Annotated in this window: 22 protein-coding genes; 5 read left to right on the top strand and 17 right to left on the bottom strand. The window is 44.9% G+C overall.

The features are described from left to right. Positions 1-241 precede the first annotated feature (241 nt). The 3 genes from sucD to IEX62_RS16525 all read right to left on the bottom strand — a co-directional run bounded on the left by sucD (position 242) and on the right by IEX62_RS16525 (position 3,206). Complete coding sequence (sucD, locus tag IEX62_RS16535) at positions 242-1,171, bottom strand: succinate--CoA ligase subunit alpha (RefSeq protein ID WP_188776641.1); 930 nt, start codon at positions 1,169-1,171, stop codon at positions 242-244. 41 nt (positions 1,172-1,212) lie between these two features. After that, positions 1,213-2,370 carry an ADP-forming succinate--CoA ligase subunit beta gene (gene sucC / locus IEX62_RS16530; protein ID WP_188776640.1) on the bottom strand — a complete coding sequence of 386 codons (1,158 nt, stop codon included), beginning with the start codon at positions 2,368-2,370 and terminating at the stop codon, positions 1,213-1,215. 362 nt (positions 2,371-2,732) lie between these two features. After that, positions 2,733-3,206, bottom strand: coding sequence for a MarR family winged helix-turn-helix transcriptional regulator (locus IEX62_RS16525; protein WP_188776639.1), 474 nt, complete (start codon positions 3,204-3,206; stop codon positions 2,733-2,735). 410 nt (positions 3,207-3,616) lie between these two features. Between IEX62_RS16525 and IEX62_RS16520 the strand changes: the two genes are divergently transcribed. Next, positions 3,617-4,045: an organic hydroperoxide resistance protein gene (locus tag IEX62_RS16520; RefSeq protein WP_188776638.1), complete on the top strand. Its 429-nt coding sequence runs from the start codon at positions 3,617-3,619 to the stop codon at positions 4,043-4,045. 354 nt (positions 4,046-4,399) lie between these two features. Then, entirely contained in the window at positions 4,400-5,020 is a 621-nt protein-coding gene (locus IEX62_RS16515; protein WP_188776637.1) for a hypothetical protein, read from the top strand. Positions 5,021-5,179: 159 nt separating this feature from the next. On the opposite strand, the gene IEX62_RS16510 is transcribed toward IEX62_RS16515, so the two are convergent. The 8 genes from IEX62_RS16510 to IEX62_RS16475 all read right to left on the bottom strand — a co-directional run bounded on the left by IEX62_RS16510 (position 5,180) and on the right by IEX62_RS16475 (position 11,988). Next, the gene (locus IEX62_RS16510; protein ID WP_188776636.1) at positions 5,180-5,332 is read right to left on the bottom strand and encodes a hypothetical protein; all 153 of its coding nucleotides are present in this window, start codon (positions 5,330-5,332) and stop codon (positions 5,180-5,182) included. A 210-nt stretch (positions 5,333-5,542) separates the two neighbouring features. Then, on the bottom strand, positions 5,543-6,217 hold the full coding sequence (locus IEX62_RS16505; RefSeq protein ID WP_188776635.1) for a sulfite oxidase-like oxidoreductase: 675 nt from the start codon (positions 6,215-6,217) through the stop codon (positions 5,543-5,545). Between the two features lie 210 nt (positions 6,218-6,427). After that, positions 6,428-7,252 carry an endonuclease/exonuclease/phosphatase family protein gene (locus IEX62_RS16500; protein ID WP_188776634.1) on the bottom strand — a complete coding sequence of 275 codons (825 nt, stop codon included), beginning with the start codon at positions 7,250-7,252 and terminating at the stop codon, positions 6,428-6,430. 299 nt (positions 7,253-7,551) lie between these two features. Then, positions 7,552-8,685, bottom strand: a complete 1,134-nt coding sequence (locus tag IEX62_RS16495) for a sensor histidine kinase (RefSeq protein ID WP_229685861.1) — start codon at positions 8,683-8,685, stop codon at positions 7,552-7,554. Continuing rightward, complete coding sequence (locus IEX62_RS16490; RefSeq protein WP_188776633.1) at positions 8,666-9,352, bottom strand: response regulator transcription factor; 687 nt, start codon at positions 9,350-9,352, stop codon at positions 8,666-8,668. Before IEX62_RS16490 ends, IEX62_RS16495 begins: the two co-directional genes overlap by 20 nt. A 194-nt stretch (positions 9,353-9,546) precedes the next feature. Next, the gene (locus tag IEX62_RS16485) at positions 9,547-10,107 is read right to left on the bottom strand and encodes a class I SAM-dependent methyltransferase (protein WP_308422654.1); all 561 of its coding nucleotides are present in this window, start codon (positions 10,105-10,107) and stop codon (positions 9,547-9,549) included. A 24-nt stretch (positions 10,108-10,131) separates the two neighbouring features. Then, positions 10,132-10,611 carry a DedA family protein gene (locus IEX62_RS16480; RefSeq protein ID WP_188776632.1) on the bottom strand — a complete coding sequence of 160 codons (480 nt, stop codon included), beginning with the start codon at positions 10,609-10,611 and terminating at the stop codon, positions 10,132-10,134. 297 nt (positions 10,612-10,908) lie between these two features. After that, positions 10,909-11,988, bottom strand: a complete 1,080-nt coding sequence (locus IEX62_RS16475; RefSeq protein ID WP_188776631.1) for an NAD(P)H-dependent flavin oxidoreductase — start codon at positions 11,986-11,988, stop codon at positions 10,909-10,911. Between the two features lie 421 nt (positions 11,989-12,409). Here IEX62_RS16475 and treC point away from each other — a divergent pair, with 421 nt between their 5' ends. The 3 genes from treC (at position 12,410) to treR (ending at position 17,150) form a co-directional block, all read left to right on the top strand. Then, entirely contained in the window at positions 12,410-14,104 is a 1,695-nt protein-coding gene (treC, locus tag IEX62_RS16470) for an alpha,alpha-phosphotrehalase (RefSeq protein ID WP_188776630.1), read from the top strand. 39 nt (positions 14,105-14,143) lie between these two features. Beyond that, positions 14,144-16,177 (top strand): PTS system trehalose-specific EIIBC component, encoded by a 2,034-nt coding sequence (gene treP / locus IEX62_RS16465; protein ID WP_188776629.1) that lies wholly within the window; start codon positions 14,144-14,146, stop codon positions 16,175-16,177. Positions 16,178-16,424: 247 nt separating this feature from the next. Next, positions 16,425-17,150, top strand: a complete 726-nt coding sequence (gene treR / locus IEX62_RS16460; protein ID WP_188776628.1) for a trehalose operon repressor — start codon at positions 16,425-16,427, stop codon at positions 17,148-17,150. Between the two features lie 356 nt (positions 17,151-17,506). Here the strand turns inward: treR and IEX62_RS16455 are convergent, their stop codons facing one another. The 6 genes from IEX62_RS16455 to IEX62_RS16430 all read right to left on the bottom strand — a co-directional run bounded on the left by IEX62_RS16455 (position 17,507) and on the right by IEX62_RS16430 (position 24,450). After that, positions 17,507-17,989, bottom strand: a complete 483-nt coding sequence (locus tag IEX62_RS16455; RefSeq protein ID WP_188776627.1) for a hypothetical protein — start codon at positions 17,987-17,989, stop codon at positions 17,507-17,509. Between the two features lie 298 nt (positions 17,990-18,287). After that, positions 18,288-18,800, bottom strand: a complete 513-nt coding sequence (locus IEX62_RS16450) for a hypothetical protein (RefSeq protein WP_188776626.1) — start codon at positions 18,798-18,800, stop codon at positions 18,288-18,290. Positions 18,801-18,996: 196 nt separating this feature from the next. Continuing rightward, a complete protein-coding gene (locus IEX62_RS16445; RefSeq protein ID WP_188776625.1) occupies positions 18,997-20,931 on the bottom strand; it encodes a YifB family Mg chelatase-like AAA ATPase in 1,935 nt (644 codons plus the stop codon). A 289-nt stretch (positions 20,932-21,220) separates the two neighbouring features. After that, positions 21,221-21,787 (bottom strand): YraN family protein, encoded by a 567-nt coding sequence (locus IEX62_RS24040; protein WP_188776624.1) that lies wholly within the window; start codon positions 21,785-21,787, stop codon positions 21,221-21,223. A gap of 291 nt (positions 21,788-22,078) precedes the next feature. Further along, the gene (locus IEX62_RS16435) at positions 22,079-22,396 is read right to left on the bottom strand and encodes an EscU/YscU/HrcU family type III secretion system export apparatus switch protein (protein ID WP_188776623.1); all 318 of its coding nucleotides are present in this window, start codon (positions 22,394-22,396) and stop codon (positions 22,079-22,081) included. After that, on the bottom strand, positions 22,393-24,450 hold the full coding sequence (locus IEX62_RS16430; protein ID WP_188776622.1) for a TP0910 N-terminal domain-containing protein: 2,058 nt from the start codon (positions 24,448-24,450) through the stop codon (positions 22,393-22,395). Before IEX62_RS16430 ends, IEX62_RS16435 begins: the two co-directional genes overlap by 4 nt. Positions 24,451-24,628: the final 178 nt, after the last annotated feature.

The following is a 24,628-nucleotide window of genomic DNA, read 5'->3' as shown; positions in this document are numbered from 1 at the left end:
GCAAGCGTTTACTTACTCAGAAAGCTATACGTACATGCAAGATTCATAGTGAAACGCAAAAAAGCAACCTGATCTGCCCGTGGGCATCAAAGGTTGCTTACCTTGCATGAGTGATAATGAACTCCGTATATTCTGTTCCATCTATTATAGATGACGACAGCACAGAAAGTCCATCCCGTTTCGGGACAGACCTTCTGTATATTTATGCACATCTATTGTTTGCTTGATCGCAAGGACAATATTAGTGTGTTGTGCACTCGCTCAGCAGACCACGCTCTTCCAGCACTTCAACAAGTGTAGAACCCATTTCGGATGGTGTTGGAGCAACTTTAATACCGCAAGATTCCAGCTTAGCGATCTTCTCTGCTGCTGTACCTTTACCACCAGAAATGATTGCGCCTGCGTGACCCATACGTTTGCCTGGAGGCGCTGTAGCGCCGCCGATGAAGCCAACAACCGGCTTGGTCATGTTCGCTTGAATCCATTCTGCTGCTTCTTCCTCAGCTGTACCACCGATCTCACCGATCATAATAACAGCACGAGTGTTTGGATCTTCATTGAACATTTTCAGAATATCGATAAACTCGGAGCCCTTCACAGGGTCGCCACCGATACCTACCGCAGACGATTGACCAATGCCACGAGTGGACAGCTGGTGAACCGCTTCGTATGTCAGTGTACCACTACGGGATACGACACCAACATAACCTGGCTTGTGGATGTAACCCGGCATAATACCGATTTTACATTCGCCTGGTGTAATAACACCCGGGCAGTTTGGCCCGATCAGGACGGTTTTTTTGCCTTCCATGTAACGGGATACTTTAACCATATCCAGTACTGGAATACCTTCTGTAATACAGATAACGAGATCGAGCTCTGCGTCAACGGCTTCCATGATGGAATCCGCTGCAAATGCAGGCGGAACATAGATTACGCTCGCTGTTGCACCTGTTTTCTCCTTCGCTTCGATCACTGTATTGAATACTGGCAGGCTTACGTTCTCGCCGTTTTCCAGTGTGATATCAACGGTAGTACCGCCTTTGCCTGGTGTTACGCCGCCTACCATCTGGGTGCCGTAATCAAGCGCGCCCTTGGTGTGGAACAGTCCCGTAGCACCGGTAATGCCCTGAGTGATAACTTTTGTATGCTTATCTACCAGAATACTCATTGTCCAGTCACAGCTCCTATCACTTAAATTGGGTTCGGATGTTAAACGAGTGCAACGATCTTCTGTGCACCGTCAGCCATGGAGTCAGCAGCAACGATATTCAGGCCGGATTCAGCCAGAATTTGTTTGCCGAGATCGACGTTCGTACCTTCCAAACGTACGACCAGTGGACGACTCAGACCTACTTGCTTCGCCGCTTCCACTACACCGTTAGCGATAACATCACAGCGCATGATGCCGCCGAATATATTGATAAAGATTCCTTTTACGTTCTCATCGGACAGGATGATTTTGAACGCCTCGGTAACCTTCTCCGTCGTCGCACCGCCCCCTACATCGAGGAAGTTCGCGGGTTCGCCGCCGTAGTATTTGATAATATCCATCGTTGCCATTGCCAGACCTGCACCGTTAACCATACAGCCGATGTTGCCATCGAGTGCGATATAGCTAAGGTCAAATTTGGAAGCTTCGATTTCTTTTTCGTTTTCTTCTGCAAGGTCACGCAGCTCCAGAATTTCTGGATGGCGGAACAATGCGTTGGAGTCAAAGTTCAGCTTGGCATCAAGTGCCATAACCTGACCATCGCCTGTTACAACAAGTGGGTTGATCTCTGCAATCGAGCAGTCCTTGTCCACAAATGCAGTGTACAGAGACATCATAAATTGAGCTGCTTTGTTCACCAGCTTGGTTGGGATATTGATAGCATACGCCAGCTTACGCGCCTGGAAAGGCTGCAAGCCTACGGCTGGATCGATCGCTTCACGGAAGATTTTTTCCGGCGTTTTCTCCGCCACTTCCTCGATCTCTGTACCGCCTTCTTCAGAAGCCATCATAACGACACGGCCAGTGGCACGGTCGATAACTACGCCTATGTAATATTCTTTTTGAATATCACAGCCCTGTTCGATGAGCAGACGCTTGATTTCCTTGCCTTCAGGGCCGGTCTGATGCGTTACGAGCACCTTGCCGAGCAGTTCCTGTGCATAGGTGCGCACTTCTTCAATGCTCTTGGCTACTTTGACGCCGCCTGCTTTACCGCGACCGCCGGCATGAATCTGTGCCTTAACGACACATACCGGGCTTCCGAGCGATTCAGCCGCTGCTACAGCTTCTTCAACTGTAAAAGCAACCTTTCCCTCGGGTACTGCCACACCATACTCTTTAAGCACTTGTTTTCCCTGATATTCATGGATATTCATCTGGTAAATCCTCCTATCGGCATGAATGCATTCCGGCAAAATTACCCGGCAAATCAACAACCTTTGCTATTGTACCATGTTTTTAAAACGCTTTCCTTAAAAATTTTACCATTTTAATCCACGCCATAGCCAAAATTAAACAGCAGTCGGTTGTCCCTCTAATTGGACAATTCACTCTGCCGTTTCTCGTTCTGACCCGGTGTACCTACAGGGCAGTAGGCCTATAGCTAATATACCATGTATACGTTAACAAAGTAAAAAAATAAATCCCCATTGGCGTTAAATGCCAATGGGGATCGTCTTAAATTAACCCTGCGCAGGGGTTCGATATTTTGCTATATACGATCGAAGAGCAAAACGGATTACTTACCGCTGCTATTCACATTTACTTCGTGTACAGTCTGAAGCAAATGGCGGAATTCATGCAGTAGCTCATCAAGCTTATTCAGATCCATGCAGGTTTTGCTGCGCAGATCATCAGGAATAGATACTGCCTGCTCCTGTAGCTTCCAACCTGCCTCAGTCAGCGTAATATGCACCTTACGCTCGTCCTCGGTTGAACGCTTACGAATAATCAGGCCAGCAGCTTCCAAACGCTTCAATAGTGGCGTCAGTGTGCCAGAGTCTAGATAGAGCGCATTACCCAGTTCTTTTACCGTACATTCGCGATGCTCCCACAGCACAAGCATAACGAGATATTGCGAATATGTGAGTCCAAGATGCTCCAGCAAAGGCTGGTACATTTTGGTCATTTCACGCGAAGATGCATAGATGGCGAAGCAAAGCTGGTTTTCCAGCTTTAATTGCGGATGGGGATATTCCTGTGAAGTATCCATAAATGTGATCACCTGCTTTTAAAATAAATTTGTTGGTACAAGATGTATACAAAATCATGCGCAAATAAACATGCATGTAGCTTGAAAAACTGTGTTGCGATCATTCGGGTGTATAGGGACATCATGCAGATAGAACAGCATGCCTTCCGCACCTGATTGGATCGATCAGCAAGATCAGGTAGAAGACATACGCGGTCTCTACTCCCCTTGAATGCCGACGGATCGGACACCATTACGAGAGGTTCCGTTTTCTAATATATGAACGGATGAGAATACATGATGCTTAGTGGACATTGTATCATAAAATCAATTGTTTGACATTAATATAATCATAACAATTTTACTTTTTTCATTAATTGTGATAAATTATATTTTGTAAAATTTAATTTATGAAAAGGTGGTTTATACTTATGCTGAATATTCAACAAAAAATGTACGAAACTTCTGTAAAAGCTGTGGGCGGTCGTAGTGGTTATGTAGAGTCCTCCAGCCCTGAACTTCGCCTTGATATAGCTACACCCAAAGAAATGGGCGGCGCTGGTGGTGCTGGTACAAACCCAGAGCAATTGTTTGCCGCTGGTTACTCCGCTTGCTTTGATAGCGCCCTGAATATGGTTGCACGCATGCAAAAAGTAAAACACGAAGGCACAGAAGTAACAGGTACAGTCAGCTTTGGTAAAGCGGAAGATGGCGGCTTTGCACTTGCTGTGACACTTGATGTGCTCGTTAAAGGTGTAGAGCGCGAAACAGCAGAGCAGCTCGTAAAAGCAGCTCATGATGTATGTCCATATTCTCGTGCAACTCGTGGCAATATCGCTGTTGAACTGAACGTACTGTAAGCGAAAAGGTAGTGATGCACATAAGCTACTGATGCACATATAATCTGCTTCCGCTGGTACAGCGCTGAACAGGCATTATATACTTTATATCTCCATTGCAATCTTTTGTAAAAAAGCGTCCCACTTGTATCTGTATGGGGCGCTTTTTGCTTTGTAGGCTAACGTAGTCTGTGCTTTATCAAGAGCGGTTCATTCTCCTATATCCAGTTGCATCATTGTCTTATTCCGATGTCATTACTGTAAGCATTGTGTCAAAATTTGCTCTGCCGTTTATGTATGTTATGATGTTGTAAGCCACATCAAGGCTTGCATCCATTTTCAGCAAATGCATACGTTATTCACAGGAGGTCAATCATGACGAAATTGAAAATCACTACACTGCTACTTGCACTAACGGTAGTTGCAGCAACAGGCTGCTCCAACAATAGTAGCATGACACCAACAAATTCCGGAACAACGACAACGAATGAGCAAAGCAGCGAAAACACGGATATGACAACACCAGAAAGCTCGGCTACTGGTAGTACTGAATCGACGACAGATACGACGGAGTCGACGACCAGCACAGAAGGTACGACATCTGCTACAGACAAAGACAACAGCTCGTCTACAACGGCAAACAGTGACCTGACAACAAAAGAAGTTGCTGCTGCGATCAAAAAACAGGGCATTAAGCTCACTTCTAAACCAGAACAGGGCTGGACACTGAACAATGTGAAGCCAGATCGTTATGTAACAGGTAGTGATCCGAAAGAGGCTGAGCCTGTATCGATCTATGTATTCAAATCCAAGGAAGATCTGCAAGCAGGTCTGAAGGATCTGGAGAAACAGGTGAACGGTGTACCTTTCCGTAAAACGGAATATACGAAAGGCAATGTACTGGTCATCTACTGGTTCGAGCCTGCACTGAACAAAGGTAGCACTGAAAAAGGCGTACTGGATGCGAAAATTGCTAAGGCTGTAGAAGGTCTATAATTGACTGATTTTTTCTATAGAATGTCTGTAGAAGAACAGACTGCTTATTTATATCTAAACTAAACATGCCCGCGTACGATTGCCAGATTCTCTACGGAGATAGCTATCGATTCGCGGGCATGTTTGCTATTGGTTTCAGTTTGATAGGATGGGCTGGCTTCATCTTGCACCCGTAAACGGATTAATTTCTTCACTCAGATCTCGTCCAGCTTTACGCTCTTCTTCACTTATACGTTTACCTATTGCGATATAATACCATGCCTGCGGTACAATAATCGCTGCCATAAACAAAATGGTTAATAGCATTTGCATCGTATCCTACCTCCTCATCCACGTAAGGTCATCCAAAAAATGGATTACTCTTTTACTATACGTTCAATTTGACTCATTGGTTACAGAAAATACATATCGCGATACACCAGCTAGATCCAGCATTCTGCATTTATTATAAAAAAGAAAGGGTTAATCTTCACATCAACCCTTTTTCTCGTATTGTCTACATTTTCTGCTAGAATAACAGTTTTAATCCGCTTCACAATACTTCCATTCATCCTCTGGCATTTCATATTCATCTGATGAGAAGCGTTGCTCTTGAAATGGATCGGCAATATTGTGGAAGCCGTGATCTTCCCAGAAGCCGCGGCGGTCTTCCTTCATGAATTCAATGCCGCGCAGCCATTTAGCACTTTTCCAAAAATATAACTGAGGTACGACCATGCGTAGTGGCCAGCCATGCTTGGCAGTGAGAGGCTTACCATCATAATTCCAGGCCAGCAGCACATCATCTGTGAGTAGTGCTTCCAGTGGTAGGTTTGTTTCATAATCCGGATCGGCATGTAGCATCACATAACGTGCCTCTGGCTTGACGTTGAGCTGCTGCATCAGGTCGGCAAAACGCACACCCTCCCATGCCGTGTCGAATTTGGACCAGCGTGTGACACAGTGAATATCACTTACAGTGTGGGTCACAGGTAAGGCTTGCAACTGCTCCATCGTAAATATGCGCTCCTCCTCTACTTCTCCGAACACGCGCAAATTCCAGGTGGATAGATCATATTCAGGCACCTCGCCATAATGCAAAATCGGAAAGCTGTCTGTTAACGTCTGCCCAGGTGGTAAGCGATGCTGTAGTTCATCACCGAGCTGTGGTTGCTGAGGTACACGCGCTTTTTTGAGACGATCGGCTTTATCTGACATCGTTGTCCCTCCTTATTTTAATGTTTTGTATTCTAGTATGTTACCGTTACGCTATAGCGACTCGTAAGTTATCGAATCTAGCCGCATATAATAATCCTTTTATCAGGTTGAGATAAGATCTATACACTAAGCTTGATCCCTACTACGATAATCATAGCATGCTTCTGGTTCATACTCATTGGATGTTTATTCATTCCTGATACGATATATTTATGAAAGCTCTAGCTCAGCGACCACTGGATAGTGATCAGACGGATATTTACCCTCAATCTGACGCCGATCAATGATACAGCTACGTATCTTCCACATCGATTCTGCCAGAATATAATCGATCGGCTCGCCGTCGATACCGCCCTCAAAATTATGAAATGTACGTCCGTATTCACCCTGTAAACTAGAATAGGCATCGTACAATGCAGGCAGTTCTCCTTCTTCTGGTAATCGTCCATGCAGGTATTGCAGAGGCGGATCAGATGGCACACCATTCATATCGCCCATCAGTATGACGGCACTCTCCGGTTCTGCGGCAGCATGCTGCTTCATCATCGCAACGACAAGCTTAGCCCCTTCCATGCGTGCCTGTTCGCCAATATGATCCAGATGCACATTATATACTCGAATGACCGCATTCGTTAATCGATGACGAAACCAGCCCCAGGTGCAGATTCTCGGATAATCGCTATCCCAGCCAAGTGAACCGACAAGCTCTGGTGTTTCCGATAACCAGAATTGTCCTTGCTCCAGCAGCTCTAGCTCTTGTGGACGATAAAAAATAGCACAATGCTCATCCTCACTCCCTCCACGTCGTCCTTCACCAATCCATTGATATTCGGTGAGCTGTGGCTGCATATCGTCCAGCATCACCCGATACGCTTCCTGCACACCGACAATCTGAGGGGCATGATCGATAATCGTTTGTACTACCCACGGTGCACGCTGTGCCCATTCATTTCCTTCATCATAAGCCGTATAGGTACGCAGATTGAAGGTCATGACTTTTACCAACGTATGTGACGATTGATTTTGATTGGTCAACTCGTTCATCCTCCATTCACTCTTCTATGTACATTATGAATTGCTCTCACTATCGTTCAGTTTATCATTCTATGTTGTAGCATTGTTCTATTATTTGATGAACGGAAATGAAAGACAAGCAAGCCAAACAAAGAGTAGCTCCGTCTAAGCTACTCTTTGTTTCAAGCTAAACCATTATTCGTGTTTAAGAGGGAGCATATCGCTTAATTTCTGGTGCACGGCTACCTATTAATGAATAGTACATGAGTTAGATAAGCTAACGATGTATAGACATTGTATCACCACATCAACTGTATTGCTTATTCCTCTACTCCATCTGTATTCTCACTCGTCAGCAGAGGCAATTCAATCGTAAAGGTGAACCATTTGCCCAGATGAGTGAAGTGTAGCTCGCCACCATGCAGCTCGACAATACTTCTGGCAATAGATAATCCGAGCCCCGTCCCTGATTGCATGCCATGATCATGGCGAGACGGATCGACCTTGTAAAATCGTTCAAACAGTCTGCGCTCCTGCTCCTTCGTAAGTGGCATGCCTTCGTTGGCAATCTCGATCATAATCCGTGTATCCGTCTGCTTCATCGCAATCTGGATTGTACTGGGAGTTAGGGAGTAACGAAGTGCATTGCTGAGCAAATTATCAATTGCACGTGCAATCTTCTCACTATCCACTTGAGTATAGATTGGAGTAGGAATGATATGTTTAACAGTGGTGATGCCCATCTCGTGTGCAATCGGTTCAAATTCAAAGTAGAGCTGATTGACCATCTGAGTCAGATCCACTGTTTCCCGATGCAGCTGCGCCTCCTTCCATGCAAGACGCGTATATTCAAACAGATCATCCAGCATTTTTTTTAAATGAATCGCTTTACTGTGCGCATTTTGTACGAAGCGCTGGTACTCCTCTTCATTACGGAAGGAAGCACTTTGTAGTAATTCGATATAGCCAATAATACTCGTCAAGGGCGTACGTAAATCGTGCGAGATTCCGGTAATCAGCTCCATTTTGCTATTTTCGATTTCTCGCTCCTGTGTGATCTTTTGTTGAAGCTGCTCTGCCATCGTATTCACGCTCTGTATCACTCGACCGAGCTCATCCTCACGCTCTGTTGGAATGCGATACCCCATATCGCCCTCTGCAATTGTGGCTAACCCTTTTTCCAGATTAACCAGATCATATACCATTCTGCGCGTCAAAATGTAAAAGGTGGCTACAAAAATACACATAAATAGAACAATAATGAGCACACCATAAAACGGTGCAATACTTTTTAATTGAGGAATGACCGTGCTCAATAAATAAGTGGTGTAAAAAGCTACAAACACGATCGCATATGTGATTATGAAGGTGATTACACAGCTAAATAACAGTCTGAGCTGAATACTTCGTCGGAACTTCACAGGTAAGCGTAGCTTATTCCACTTTATAACCAACACCCCAGACCGTTTTAATATATTGAGGCTCCTTTGGAGAATGCTCGATCTTCTCGCGCAAATTACGAATATGCACCATCACTGTATTATCTGAATAACCTGCCGTTTCATTCCATACACGCTCGTATATTTGCGCTGGACTGAACACCTGCCCCGGGTGACTGGCAAGTAGCTCCAAAATTGAAAATTCACGCGGTGTAAGCGATACAGGCGCTTGTTGAAGCGTAACGATATGCTTTTGGATATCGATAACGAGTTCTCTCACTTCAATTACAGTAGACGATGACGATCCATCCTTGCTCCATAGCGATTGCCTGCGCAGTTGCGCCTTCACTCGTGCAAGCAGCTCCAGCGGATTAAATGGCTTACCGATGTAATCGTCGGCTCCTGTCGTTAAGCCTGTAATTTTATCGATATCCTCTTCTTTGGCAGATAGCATGATAATCGGTACATCGGAGATATCTCTAATTTTCATGCAGGCGCGAATGCCATCCATACGCGGCATCATTACATCGAGAATAATCAGATCAACCGCTGTGCTCGATGTTTTCTCCACCGCTTCGATTCCATCCTCAGCTTCCAGTACCGTATATCCTTCATTACGCAAATAGATATGGATCACATCTCTGATCTCAGAATCATCATCAACCACAAGGATTGTAGGCATCGTTCGCGTTCACTCTTTCTATAGGTTAATAAAATAGTATAATGTATATTTATTGCATGTAGACGAATCGTAGTTTGAACTAGGCTGACTTGTACACATTCACAGAAAGCAGTCCGCATCGCAATTAAAGCTAGAAGCATAGCGGTCTATTCCTTTACTATTCATATACTGGCTTCTTATTTGCAATTCGTGTGCTACTTCTTGCGACATACATATACAAAGGCAGGCGGTATATTAAACGGCACAAAGTGAATGGCTTCGATTATAAATGTATCGGCAAGCATTCTTTTCATTTGCAATGAATACTGATAGGTGATGAATAGTCCGCCCGGCTTGAGTGCCTGAACGACCTGCTCCAGTAAGGCTTGCCGCATCGATACACTGAAATTGAAAAATGGTAGTCCGCTCACCACACAATCTAGCTCCGTAATGTTCAGCTCGTTCATCTTTTGTGTCAAATGACGTGCATTGGTGTAGCAGGGAAATTGTGGATATTGTTTCCTTATATATTCTCTCATTTGCTTGTCCATTTCAAATAAAATGACGTCAACCTCATCTCCCGCATGCTTTTGAATGAAGCTTGTAATCGCTCCCGTACCTGAACCCAGCTCAGCGATTTCACGTACATTGTCCCACGCAATGGGCTTCACCATTTGTTCAGCTAAAAAGCGAGAGCTTGGCATCACACTGCCTACTCTTTTCGGATCGCCAAAAAATCGATGTGCAAATAAAAAACCTTCTCTAATCTTCATCATGTTCTCCTCCACTAACCTGTTTGTTTACCATAGGACTGTGCCAAAATAATGGCCAATGATGAAAAAGAGCCCCGTCCAGAGCAGCGCGCTACTATAGGCAAGTACAGCAAACATGCGATAGCGCATACCATGAAACCCAGCAAATAAAGGCAAAACATAGCGAACGACGGGAATAAAAAATCCGATACATACCGCTTTATTGCCAAAACGCTCAAATAGCTTTTGCACCCTTGCGAGATAAGGCTTTTTCTGCAAATGAGCATAAAGACGTTGACCCGAGCATGTTCCAAGTACATACGAAATGGTAATTGCTGTGATCAGTCCAAGCAGCATACAGCCATATGTCCAGTACGGATTCAGCATGCCCGTACTGCTAAGCACCGCCCCGGTAATAATCGTCACCTCGTTCGGTACAGGAACACCGAAGGGACCTAATGTAAAGGCAAGAAAGAATGCCATATAGCCATAATTTTCAACTAGATGAATAATAATCGTATTGATCATCCTCAGCCTCCGTTCTGTTAAGTGATGAAGCAGCCCTCGCTTCTGTTCCATCATCATAAACAACAAAAATGAATATTCACCTGCTACAAAAATAAAGAAATTCTGAAGATGGGGATAAAAATGTATAAATGGGCGATGTACTGGTGTATTGAAGGGAGAATGTAAAGGAATATTTCAGTACGATAAGCTGAAGTACAGCTCCAGGCTAGAGATCATTGGATGAAAAAAATACAAAAAAGACGGTGCCAGGATGGGCATCGTCTTGAGTGTCATATTGCTATATCGTTTTATCTCATTCTAATCATGCAGTAAAGCTTCAACCTGTGTCATGATCTCCTGCACTATATCGGCAGCAGACTGCCCATCTGTCAGCAATCTGGTTCCCTGTCCTGCCCATAGCGCCATGTATTCAGCATTATTTTGGCGAGCAGCTGCATTGCGAAGCTCGCGTGTTAATGTATTTTGCGTTGGAAAGGCTAATGGCTGAATTCCTGTAGCGTTCCAGTGACGAATAAATTCATTCTGAATACCACGAGCAGGGCGCCCGGAAAAAGCAGTCGTCATTACCGTGCTATCCTCTGTACTACTTAGAAGTGCCTGCTTGTATACGGAATGTGCGCCAGATTCCACCGATGTTAGAAAGCGTGTTCCAAGCTGTACACCCTGCGCGCCGAGCGCAAGTGAAGCGACCAATCCGCGGCCGTCCATAATGCCACCAGCAGCAAGCACAGGAATGCTCACCTGATCAACAATCTGTGGCACCAATGCCATCGTGCCGACATTAGAACCCAGTGGTCTATTGCTGGTATCGAAGGTTCCACGATGTCCGCCTGCCTCACTCCCCTGCGCAACTACAGCATCGCAGCCACTCTGCTCAGCTTGTATCGCTTCTTCCACTGTCGTTGCTGTACCGATCACCTTTATGCCCAGCGATCGGGCTTGCTCCATATGGCTACTGGACAATAAACCAAATGTGGTGCTGATAATGGGCACTTTCTCCTCCAGCAGTACCGCAAATTGAGCTTCCAAATCATCCGGTGTACGAATCTGATCTGGAGATGGCGCCGCAATATCAAGCGCTTGCTGTACAGGCTGCAATTGCTGGAGCACTTCCTCCCAGCCCTCATACCGATCGCTGCCCATATGCGCAAATAGATTAACTGCAAAAGGCGCATCTGTCAGTCGTTTAATTTCTTGAATTGCCTGTCGTATCTGCTCCGGGCTCATATATGCGCCACCCAGCGTACCCAGCCCACCTGCATTGGATACAGCAGCTACAAGCGGCGGCATATTCGCAATACCTGCCATCGGCGCAAGAATGATTGGATAGCGAATCTGAATTTGTTTACAAAAGTCGGTGTTCCACTGAATGGGCATATTAGAGCCTCCTGTGTTATGGAGATGGATGGTGTATTACTGCATATCATATATGTCTACACTGAATAATTAAACTGCTTTGCTCCAACATACGATATATGTACGACTCCAAGCAATGTCTAGCAACCTGATTCCTAATCCAATGGAATCAGGCTATTTCACATGCCATCTAACCACATATAAGAAAATAGAATTCATATTAGCTCCTGAATCACCTCCTTTCAAAATATCCAACACTATTAAAAATTTCATTTTTATAATTGACAACTTGTATATACAGGTATAGAATCAACGAGGCGAGTCATCTTGTATATACAGGTTTGAATCTTATTCCAGCTATACTACCTACTGCTATATAGATAGAGATGTAGTGTAGTTTATGTCGTACAGCTTTGAAGCATTTACAGGAGGAATCATACAGATGAATAGGACGGAGTGGTGGCGCAGATCGACGGTTTATCAGGTTTATCCGCGCAGTTTCAAGGACACAACAGGTAATGGTATCGGAGATATTCGGGGACTGACCGAGAAATTGGATTATTTGCAGGAGCTAGGAATTGATATTATCTGGCTTCAGCCGATCTATGTTTCGCCGCAAAATGATAACGGTTACGACGTTGCTGATTATCGCTCGATTGATCCGATGTATGGCACGATGGACGACTTTGATGAGCTTCTGCAAGGCATTCGTCAGCGAAATATGCGTCTGATGCTCGATATTGTGGTTAATCATTCGTCAACAGAGCATGTCTGGTTCAAGCAATCACGGCAATCCAGAAATAATCCATATCGTGATTATTATATCTGGCATGATCCGGCACCAGGCGGTGGCGTCCCGAATAACTGGCAATCTAAATTTGGCGGCTCCGCCTGGCAATACGATGAGCAGACTGGACAGTATTATTTGGCTCTGTTCGATCCAACTCAGGCAGATTTGAACTGGGAAAATGAGCAGGTTCGTCAGGAAGCAGCTGAGCTGATGCGTTTCTGGACAGACAAAGGTGTGGATGGCTTTCGTCTCGATGTGATCAATCTGATCTCCAAGGATCAGCGCTTTCCAGATGATGAAGGCGATGATCTGATCATTAGTGATGGTCGGCGATTTTACACCGATGGTCCCCGGGTGCATGAATACATTAAAGAATTGTATGAAAAGGTATTTGGCCCCTATCAGCTCGTCACTGTCGGTGAAATGTCCTCCACTACACTGGAGCACTGTATTCGATACTCTAACCCGGAAGAACGCGAATTCTCCATGACGTTTAACTTTCATCATCTGAAGGTGGATTATCCACAGGGGAAGAAATGGGAATTGATGCCGTATGATTTTGAAGCGTTAAAGACACTGTTATCTCAGTGGCAATCCGGCATGTACATAGGCGGTGGATGGAATGCACTGTTCTGGAACAATCATGATCAGCCCCGCGCATTATCCCGTTTTGCCGATGATGGACGATATCGTGTCGAGAGCGCCAAAATGCTGGCAACTACACTGCATGGTCTACAGGGTACACCGTACATTTTCCAGGGTGAAGAGATTGGAATGCCTAATCCGAACTGGAACGATATCTCGGAATTCCGGGATGTAGAATCCAAAAATATGTACCGTATCATGATTGAAATGGGCAAAACGCCAGAAGAAGCCTTCACCATCATTGCACGTCGCTCACGTGACAATGCGCGTACACCGATGCAGTGGGATTATAGCGCTAATGCTGGCTTCACGACCGGAACACCGTGGATCAAGCTGGACGAGCGTTATCCTGAGATCAATGTCAGTCTACAGCAGCAAGATCCGAATTCGATCCTCAGTCATTACAAACGACTGATCGCACTTCGTAAAAAAGAAGATGTGCTGATCGATGGAAGCTATATCCGTCTGGATAAGCAGCATCCACAGATTTACGCGTATGCCCGCCAAAATGATCGTGATACTCTGGTCGTTATGTCCAATTTCACCGATCAGCCTGCTCAATTCGACTTACCTGCCCAGTTACGCGACATCGACTCTGCGTCTGTAGAGTTGCTTGTCCAAAATACGGAGTTCGTTCCTGCTTGGGAGAACACTGTATCGCTTGAATCTTATGCATCTTATATGTGGGTCATCCGGGGGTAGCCCCCCCGGTATTTTGCGACAAAGAATGGAGCTGAACACATGTCGGTAAAAAGAGAAGACGTCGAGAAAATTATTGAAGCCATTGGTGGTAAAGAAAATATTGAGGTCGCTACACACTGTGTCACGCGACTTCGCTTCTCCCTCGTCGATGAGGGAAAAGTCAATAAGCAAGCGCTGGATGACAATGAGCTGGCGAAAGGCTACTTTTCCACACAGGGTCAATTTCAGGTTATTATCGGTCCAGGGATTGTGGATAAAGCGTACGATGAATTGATAGCGATTACCGGAGGTCAGCGTGCCAGCAAAGAAGATGTAAAAGCAGCCGCGATTAAACATAAAAGTCCAATTCAGCAGTTCATCAAAACACTATCCGATATCTTTATCCCCCTGTTGCCAGCACTCGTTACCGCAGGTCTACTGCTCGGTATTAACAACCTGCTGACTGGGACAGATATCTTTTTCAAAGGACAATCGCTTGTACAGGTATATCCGCAATGGGCTGACTTCGCAGCGATCGTCAATACGATTGCCAGCACCGCCTTCACCTTCTTGCCTGCATTGGTCGGCTGGTCAGCAGCGACAAGGTTTGGTGGTAGTCCCTTACTCGGGGTCGTACTCGGTCTGATTCTCGTCAACCCGTCACTGCTTAGTGCCTATGATTATGCAAAGGCATACAATGAAGGTACAGTGCCAACATGGAATTTATTCGGCTTCCATGTGAATGCGGTCGGTTATCAGGGACAGGTTCTCCCGATGCTCGTTGCCGCTTATGTACTCGTGGTGATTGAGAAATGGCTGAATCGTAAAGTTCCTGATTCGCTCAAGCTATTAGTCGTTGCTCCAGTCGCATTACTCGTTACCGGCTTCCTCGCCTTTGTCATTATTGGCCCGGTTACATTTACACTGGGAAATTGGTTAACTGCTGGTGTGGTATGGGTATTCTCTACGGTGCCATGGCTTGGCGGTCTGCTATATGGTGGTCTGTATGCTCCACTCGTTATTACCGGGATGCATCATACATTCCTTGCTGTCGATCTACAGCTTATTAACTCAACTGGTGGTACATTCCTGTGGCCGATGCTGGCACTGTCCAATATCGCGCAGGGTGCAGCCGCACTTGCAATGATGTTCGTGATTCGCTCGCAAAAAATGAAAAGCCTTTCAGCAACAACATCAATTACTGCCTTCCTTGGTGTGACCGAGCCCGCCGTGTTCGGTGTCAATGTACGCTTTAAATATCCGCTGTTTATGGGTATGCTCGGTTCGGCGATTGGCGGTGTTCTGCTGACGATGAACAATGTACGCGCATTTGCTGTTGGTGTAGGCGGTCTGCCTGGCTTCCTCGCGATTGATGTTGCCAATTGGGGCATTTTCTTCATCGGTATGGCAATTGCACTGGTCGTTCCATTTGTAGGTACACTGCTATGGGGTAAGCTGGCTACGCGTAAACAAACAGCAGGCGGTGAAATGAATGCTGCTGAAGCTGAGCTTGCCGATGACGATGTGAAAAAGGTAGAGCATGGTCAAAGCCCTTTGCCAGTAGGTGAAAAAACAGCTTCGGCTACACAAGCTTCGACTGCATCCAATTCACTGGATGTGCTGGAGTTAGCTGCACCGATTACAGGTCAGGCCGTTCCACTGGATCGTGTCCCTGATCCCGCTTTTGCGGAAAAGCAAATGGGCGAAGGCATTGCGATTGAGCCAACTGACGGTAAAGTATATGCTCCATTCGATGGTACAGTGGCTCATGTTATCGATAAAAGTAAGCATGCTGTCATTCTGGAGCATAGCAGCGGTGTACAAATTCTAGTCCACGTTGGCATCGATACAGTTGGACTGAAGGGTGATGGCTTTAAGGTGCATGTCGCTACTGGGGATAAGGTGAGTAAGGGACAATTGCTACTAGAATTCGATATGGATACGATCCAAGCAGCCGGTTACCCAACTATTTCGCCTGTAATTGTACCTGTAGGTCAGACGATGATCGAACAGATCGAAGAAGTAACCGGAGCTGTAGAAGCTGGCAAAACGCCAGTCTTGCGTATTCATCTGACCAAAGCACATGCCTCATAAAGCACATGCTTCGTAAAAGTTTGGCAGGTCGCTTGTAAAAAAACTAATATGCTCCACTTTCATCTGAATCGCCTGTCATCCAGCAAAACTACTGGGCAGCAGGCGATTTTGCTCGTTAGAAGCTAGTCCATGATTATAAAGAAAACACAAAGTTCATAAAAAGAAAACAAAGGCCATGAACCCTCATCACATCCGATTATTTTGCTTTTTTGCATAATTATTCGTACAATAGATGGCGGTGATGCAGATGAACAAAAATATTTTTTCGCAAATTTACAACGATTATACACAGCAGATTGAAGCTGGCACACTCAAGCCCGGTGTTAAGCTTCCTTCCGAAAATGAACTAACCGAGCACTATAGTACATCGAGAGAAACGGTGCGCAAGGCATTACACCTGCTATCTCAAAATGGATATATTCACAAAATGCGTGGCAAAGGCTCATTCGTGCTCGATATGAATCGGATGGAATTTCCAGTCTCCGGTCTGGTTAGCTTCAAAGAGCTATCTCAGCGACTTGGACGCACAGCACGCACACTTGTATATGAAGTCTCCCTCATCCCGTGCCCACAGCATATTGCACGTCAACTTCAAGTGCAGGAAAAAGAGCCTGTATGGAAAGTCGTACGCGCGCGCGAAATAGAGGATGAAAAGGTTATTTTGGATAAGGACTATTTTCTCGCATCGGTTATCCCTTCGCTTACTCAAGATATTGCCAGCGAGTCGATCTACGAATACCTGGAAGGCGAATTAGCACTCAAAATTGCCTATGCTAAAAAAGAGATTTCAGTAGAGCAGGTCACCGCTGAAGACAAGTTATTACTCGATCTAAAGCGTGATACGCATGTGGTGGTCGTGCGGAACTATGTGCATCTGGAAGATACGACGCTATTCGAATATACTGAATCTCGCCATCGATTGGATAAGTTCCAGTTTGTGGAGTTTGCGCGTAGGATGCCGAATGAGGAGTAATGGTTCGATAGACAATAAAGCTAAGTACGATGTAAAGGCTGGTTCTCTAGGAGACCAGCCTTTTGCTATAAATAGTAGCGTATATACTCCTTGTATCAGTCAAAAAGTAAACAATATCCTTGGATAAGATTCAATTAAGTTAAGATTGTATAACAATTCTTATTCTGAATTGATAAAACGTGTCTGAAAAATAATTATTGAGGAAGTCTCGTACGATAAGAAGCAAATAGAGCTTGAATTTACTCTCATTACTCATCATTAGGTTCATAGCATCTTTGAGTGTTAAAAATTTCTTCCTCTCTTTTTTCTTAAGCTTGTCATAAATCAGTTTAGTTTTCAGACACGTTCTAGTTAATTTATAAATCATAATACGAAGGCGAAAATAATGAAACGGTAGTAAAGTAAAAATTCCGCTTTTCGTATTCTTGATTCTCAGGACTTAATTCCGTCAAAAATTCTTTTGAATTCAATATATCGTCTGTCATAACACCTGGTCTCCAAAATGCAAGTCCTAACTCTTGGAAAATAAAATTAAAGCCCATTTGGGATTCATCATCTTGAATATACGAGGCCTGCTTACTTATTGACTCTATAATATCTTTCGCTTTAGTTTTAAATAGATCGACCCCGTTATATATTAATTGCAGATTAAATCCATCAAAAGGATTGCTCATTTCAATGTAATGTAATTTATTAGTAGCATCATATTCTAGCCTGCTAAATAATTCTTCATGATTATCAAATGGCGAATTTTTCAATTCTTCCTCAACTTGTAGTTCAGTCATTCCTAATTTTATTGGATCGATTCCAACTAAAGGAGTTATTTTAATAATTGTCATAATCAAGCTCCTTTTTAATTTAGTGAAGTACCCATGATTGTTAATTCTAATATTAAAATTTAATAAATTCCTGAATCTATAATACTTTTAATCTTCCAGATCAATCGCAGTAAATGTTATGCTTTTTGAAAAAATGTTAATAATCGATCTTAATTGATGATGCTTTATCATTTGTAGTCATTGCAAATAAAAACTAATTAAAAGGTGAAACCACTTATACAGCATAAGTGGTTTCGTTTTTTTGTATCTGATTGTAAACGTCAGTATACGTACTTATAAGTATAGGATAACGGGGAATTCACATAAACTGACTATGATCTATTTTGTATACAATAAAGCCTGCAAATTGACTCTGTGCAGTCAGTAAAATATCCAGTGTATCCGTCACTTTAAGCTGGACGCTTGTATCTACTCCTTTGCGTGCAGCAATCAAACACGAATCTGCAAGCGATACAACGATATCAGCCAACTCGTCATAGTAATAGGAGTTGTGGCTAAGAGAGGTTGTATCAAATGCCGGGTATCCCTCGATGTTCGACAAGACTGTAAGTGGATAACTATGCTGTTGTTGGAGCTGCTGTTTATTAATAAATATAGTCATTTCTTTCAATAGCCCGGTTTCTGAATCGAATGATACATCTAATGGTGGAAAATCGCCAAAATCATATCGCCAATGATAAGGTCTTGCGTCCCAGTAGAGCTCATCACCATGTAGCTCAAGGTTAAGTAATATTAGGTTTTCACTGACTGACTCTACATTTTGAATAGAAGTTGCGTTTATAGAGTATGTTTTTGCCAATGTTAAATTCATATGGATCACTCACTTTGTACAAATGATATAGCCTGCTTATACAGCATACGATCTAATCTTGTACTATAACAGCTTAATCTCACTCTATTCTATGAACTACATTTTTCATCTTCACAAGCTAGATCAGCCCAATCTCTAATCTGCAATAGCAACTTAGTCCCGTAAGCTTAATCTCTTTATGCCCTGTCTTATCTACTCATCCCCGATCCAATTGCCGATACTGAATCGCCTCTGCAATATGTACCGCATCAATCTGCTCTTGCTCCTCCAGATCCGCGATCGTTCTGGCTAATTTCAAAATACGATCTCGTGCACGCATACTCATACCTAGCTGTTCAAAAGCTGTATCCAGTAACGTATTCGCTGCTGGTGTGAGTGGCGCATACTGCCGTAGCCATTTACCAGATAATTGACTATTCCAGTGAATTCCTATTTCTCGATACCGTTCCAGCTGTAGCTCATGCACACGCAGTACACGCTCACGCATACTGGAAGAATTATTACCGTCCACGTCTCCTGCTGCGCTAGATTGAAGCTCACGTTCACTCGGTCTGGGCACCTCAATCTGTAAATCAATCCGATCAAGTAATGGGCCTGAGATTTTAGCGCGATAGCGAGCAATTTTGGCATCGGTACACGTACAAGGATGGAGCGGATGACGACTACCAGCAAATCCGCACGGACATGGATTCATTGAAACCGCGAGCAATATATTTGCTGGAAATGTAAATACGGCTCTGGAACGGCTAATATGGATTTCGTGATCCTCTAATGGCTGACGTAATAGCTCCAAAATCGTACGTGGAAATTCAGGAAACTCATCCAAAAATAAAATACCCTGATGAGCTAGACTGACCTCTCCCGGCTTCGGAATCGCTCCGCCTCCGATCAATGCAGAAGCAGTAATACTATGATGAGGCGAACGAAAAGGACGCTTACGCATCAGTGCATTGCCACTATCCTTCAATCTGCCTGCCACACTCAAAATCTTAGTTACTTCTAGTGCTTCCTCATCTGTTAACGGCGGTAAAATCGTAGGCAGACGCTTAATAAGCATCGTTTTGCCTGTACCCGGCGGGCCGATCAGCATAATATTGTGCATGCCGGATGCTGCGATGGTTAAGGCTCGTTTTACATGCTGCTGCCCAAATACATCTGCATAATCCTCAATCATCGTTGGCTCTGTAGCATAGGTATAGGCTTGAGACTCACGTACAAATAAATGAGGAGCGAGCTGAATATGATGACGCGGATCAGAACTGCTGGATCTTTTCGATAGAGATAGAGCTTGCTTAGCCGATGTAGAATCGGATGCATGCTCAGCTGCTGACTCCGTCTTTGTCGGGTCGTGTTCAGGTTCTTCTTCTTTCACCTGCTGACTGTGATTATAATCTGCTGGAACCCCCGTAGAATGTTCTGCTGAATAAGCACGATCTGTAGGGGATAATACACGTACTTGAATATCAGGCTGACCCGGAATGCGCATGTTAAACTGCTGTGCACCTGCCTCCTGTTGCATGGAAGCTACATTTAGATTTTCCGAATTCTCTTTCTCTTTCTCTTTGGTAGCTAAGTCAGTAATGTCTACTCCAGCGGCTTTAGCAAGTCTGTCGGCTATCGTCATTTGCTCGGAGACGTGTAATAGATCCCGCATATGTCGGATTCCATATACATTAATCCCTTCAACCAATGCAGCCTCAGCCGCATTTTCCTGCGGCACAATGACAGCCTTCAATCCACGCTGACGTGCCACATCCACCATCGACAGTACACCATGCACCGGACGTAGATTACCATCCAGCGCCAGCTCACCGAGTAGTAGGAAGCTTTCCTGCTCTGGAAATATCAGCTGGTCACTCGTGACCAGAATCCCAATAGCGATAGCCAGATCAAACGCCGAGCCTTCCTTGCGTAGATCAGCAGGCGCAAGATTAATAGTTACACGCTGAGCAGGAAAGGTAAAACCGCAATTTTTAATCGCTGACCGTACACGTTCCACCGACTCGCGAATAGCCGAATCTGGCAAGCCGATAATCGAAACAAGTGGCAAGCCATTAGACAAATCCGTCTCCACCTCAACCAGCACACCATGAATTCCTTGAATACAAGCACTGAATTGCTTTCCATACATCACAAAACACCCTTTCTTCTATTCGTTATGAGCTGCGTATCCGTTTGTCTGTCTATGTGTGTATATACGATCTAGTCTGCCAGCTTCTTATCATCTGACAAATTCGTATTTCCATAGCAACAAACGAATCGCATTATAATCTCATTCGAAAAAGGGTGCTTCCTCTATTCTCGTTTTTACTTTTTCTATTAAGCAGTTGTTGTGTATCGATTTCTCGGCTATTGTTGCTTTCTAATTCTACAAGCTATCGATAACGACTAAAATGATCCTTTATCCTCTAACAAAGCTACTATATAAATGCTTCCATACAGTGCTCCAGCTCTACTGCCTGATAATGGTCATTAAGCTTGATCGTAATGACATCATAGCGAAATAAAGCTTCATGCTGACCTGTATGATGAGCATATACTGCCGCAGTCTCACGTAATTGCTTGCGCTTGCGCCAATCTACCGATTCAGCAGCTGTTCCGTGCGTGCTTCCTGTACGGCTACGTACTTCTGCAATGACAATCACAGGTATTGTTTTTGCAGCCATTCTATTAGATTGAACATCCGACGGATCACTGTCATATGTAATTTCTGAATGAGCTACAGACGATTCCCTACTAGCTTGAACCTCGGCTATCTCAACTTCATCTGTATTCCAATCTTCCTCTACTTTTCTATCCCATGCGTTGGCGTATTCATCTGCTTGTCTAGGAGCTAATGCAATAATATCCAGCTCACCACTACGACAACGCCAGTTACGCTCTAATAAATGATAGCCCTGCTGTTCTAAGTAATACGCAGCAACATCCTCGCCGATTTTTCCTTTTTGCTTGCGATCATCTCGGATCGCTTTTTCGTTGTCCTTCATCTTATTCTCCTGACGGGTATAAAGGGGATAAGCTTGTACTTGGCTTGTACTTGGCTTGTACTTGGCTTGTACTTGGCTTGTACTTGGCTTGTACTTGGCTTGTACTTAGCTTGTACTTCGTCTTGATTCAATCTATGTACATCCTTAGATTTATTATAATTATGGTTGAGCCTCTACACATCACTCATGCAGAGACTCAACTGTTATCCAATCTCACCTAGCTTATAAGCTAAATCTACTCCAGCGATCATGCTCACATCATCAACCTGATCTATGATCGATCTTTATTCATTACCAGCCCTGCGGATCGGTTCCAAAGTTCTTATCCGCACGATAGATAAAGCTTAGAATCTCAGCGACGAGATTATATAGCTCACCAGGAATTTGCTGATCCAGATCAAGCTTGGATAGCACCTCAACCAGCGCTGCATCCTCCTGAATCGGTACACCCGCTTCATGTGCCTTTTCCAAAATTGTTTCTGCGATACGTCCACGTCCCTTGGCAACGACTATAGGTGCTTCGCTACGAGAGGGATCGTATTTTAATGCAACTGCGCGCTTACCTACAAGCGAAGAATCTGTATCTTTGGGAGGCTTAGAATTGCTCATATCTTCATGTCTACCCCCTTATATTCAGACGGTGCAAATTGATCGATCAGCTCACCCATATTGCCCGCTGTACCTATTAGATTATCTGCGTTATTGCGTACAGGTAAAGGTGCAACATGCAGCGATAACAATTGATATCCGAGCCCAGCAATCGCCTCTGCGACTTCCTGTCGTTTATTCTCAATTACGGGTCCCAGCTGCTCCAGATCGTTATGCACTTTGAGTGATACGATCCGATCCGTCACCTGAACATCCAGCAACGTATGCCCCAATGCCTTCATATCGAGATCAAACCACAGGCGACAATTAGAAGCATCCAGCTCACCTTTACTGCCACGACGAGATTGGATATGCACTGAAGCCGTCTCCTGACCGTCCGGGCCATTAAATGGAACGAACATCGTCACCTGGGCAAATGGAGCAGTACGATCTGTATTTAACAAAAGCTGCTGTCCGGTTAATTGCTGAACAAGCTGCTGTGCAGCATCCTTTAACATAGGTGGTGCATCGTCTGCGACACTGAGCTGTAATAACAGCCCTTTTAGCGTATCCTGAGCCTTGGACAGTGCTTCCTCTGCTGCGGCTGCATGTGTCGTCATATGAGCTGGATGTGGTAATGCGTCTGTCCGCCCATCAGCTGTCTGCGGTGCAAGCAATGAGCTGGCATTAACCGCATTAGCTGCTTGATTGGTAGCGGACACAGCTACTTTCCCCTCCGCTGATGCTTGCGCTTGAGCTGGATTAGTTGCAGCAGTCGGCGTATCGGGCGCATCTGATAACGAAGCCGCTGTTGCTGGTAGGGGCTGATTCACTGTTGGAGCATTCGGTACAGTCGGTGGCGTTGGGATAGCGGGCTGATTCGGATTAGCTACAATACGCTCACCACCTGCTTGTGTGGCTGCCTGCTGTGCATTCGTTGCTCCAGCTGGATTAGCTGTTCCCTGCTCCTTCGCCGCATCGGCATGCTGTGCAGTGAGCGTTAAAGCTGCACGCACGCTTTGCTGTTCATATTCTGTACCCATCAGCTTGAGTAACTGACCGAGCCATGGTGAAGTCGAGCCGGATGGGGCATTGAAGTTAGCCGTTGCGGGTTGAGCTGCATTTCCAGCATTCGTACCATTTGCAGGTGTCTGCTCGGCTGTTGCTGTGCTCGCTGTCGCAGTTGCCTGCTGTCCAGCATTGCCTGCCACAGGATTAGATGTACCTCCTGTCGAAGGAGGTAGCAGATCATTGATTTGCTGTAGCACCTGCTGAAGCTTGGCTACAATTGTTGCTGTAGCGTTCCCTGATGCAGCATTTGCACCTGTAGGAACCGCCTGCTGTCCATTCGGGTTCGTCGTACTTGCATGTGGTTCATTAGCTGCTGTACTGCCCGAAGGTGTAGCTGTGGATGCTTGCACTGGAGGCATGTTAGCGCCATCCGCTGCTTCATTAAGCGTCGCAGTCGTACCAGACTGAAGCTGTGGCAAAATCGTACGTAACAGATTTTGCATTTGATCCAGCGATTCATGCAGTGGCGGTCCAAAAATCGCCTGCTGCAAGCCTGCTACACTTTGTCCCGTAACAGGTAGACCACGCTGTATCGCTACAGCTGCGGATTGAACCCATTCGCCCACCGATACACTGGCAGGCTTTTGTGCCATGGAGGTCTGAATACTTTTGACATTATCTGCTGTAAGTGCTATACCTGCTGCACGCATCTGAGTCAGCATCTCACGATTATCCTTCGTATCCGGTAATTGAAAAGAATCCAATAGATCATTCATCGTGGATGGAGGAATCGGCGTTTGGCTGGCAGTTACAGGCTTTAATACCGTCATGCCATCCTTGCCCGGCGGCTGCACCTGTAATAGCGTTGTCTCTCCCTGCTGTAACGGCGCTTCCAGACGAGCGCGTACCTTGACGCCCTGAATCTGTACGACCGCCTCCTGTCCATCCTCAGACACACTGGTCACTACTCCGCGAACGACCTGGCCTTCTTTCAATTCCATCTGCTTGGCCTCACCGGGCTTGCTATCTCCCATCATGCCACGGAACAGTGAACCGATATTCATAATCTCTCCTCCTATCATTATCGTTGTCAAAGCATGGCTTTGTTAAGCGATATGTAGCGCCGTTTTCCTTGACGTTTGTATGTTTATTTATCGGTCAAAATGAACAGAATGATGAGTCATAAATGACAAAGCCTGCGATGATCCATGTCCTTTTATATACAAAAAGAACCCGATCTTC

Origin of the sequence: Paenibacillus hunanensis, assembly GCF_014645615.1 — a bacterium.
Classification (GTDB): Bacteria; Bacillota; Bacilli; order Paenibacillales; family Paenibacillaceae; genus Saccharibacillus; species Saccharibacillus hunanensis.
Note: the sequence above shows the minus strand (reverse complement) of the source record. Positions and strands in the feature narration are given on the sequence as shown.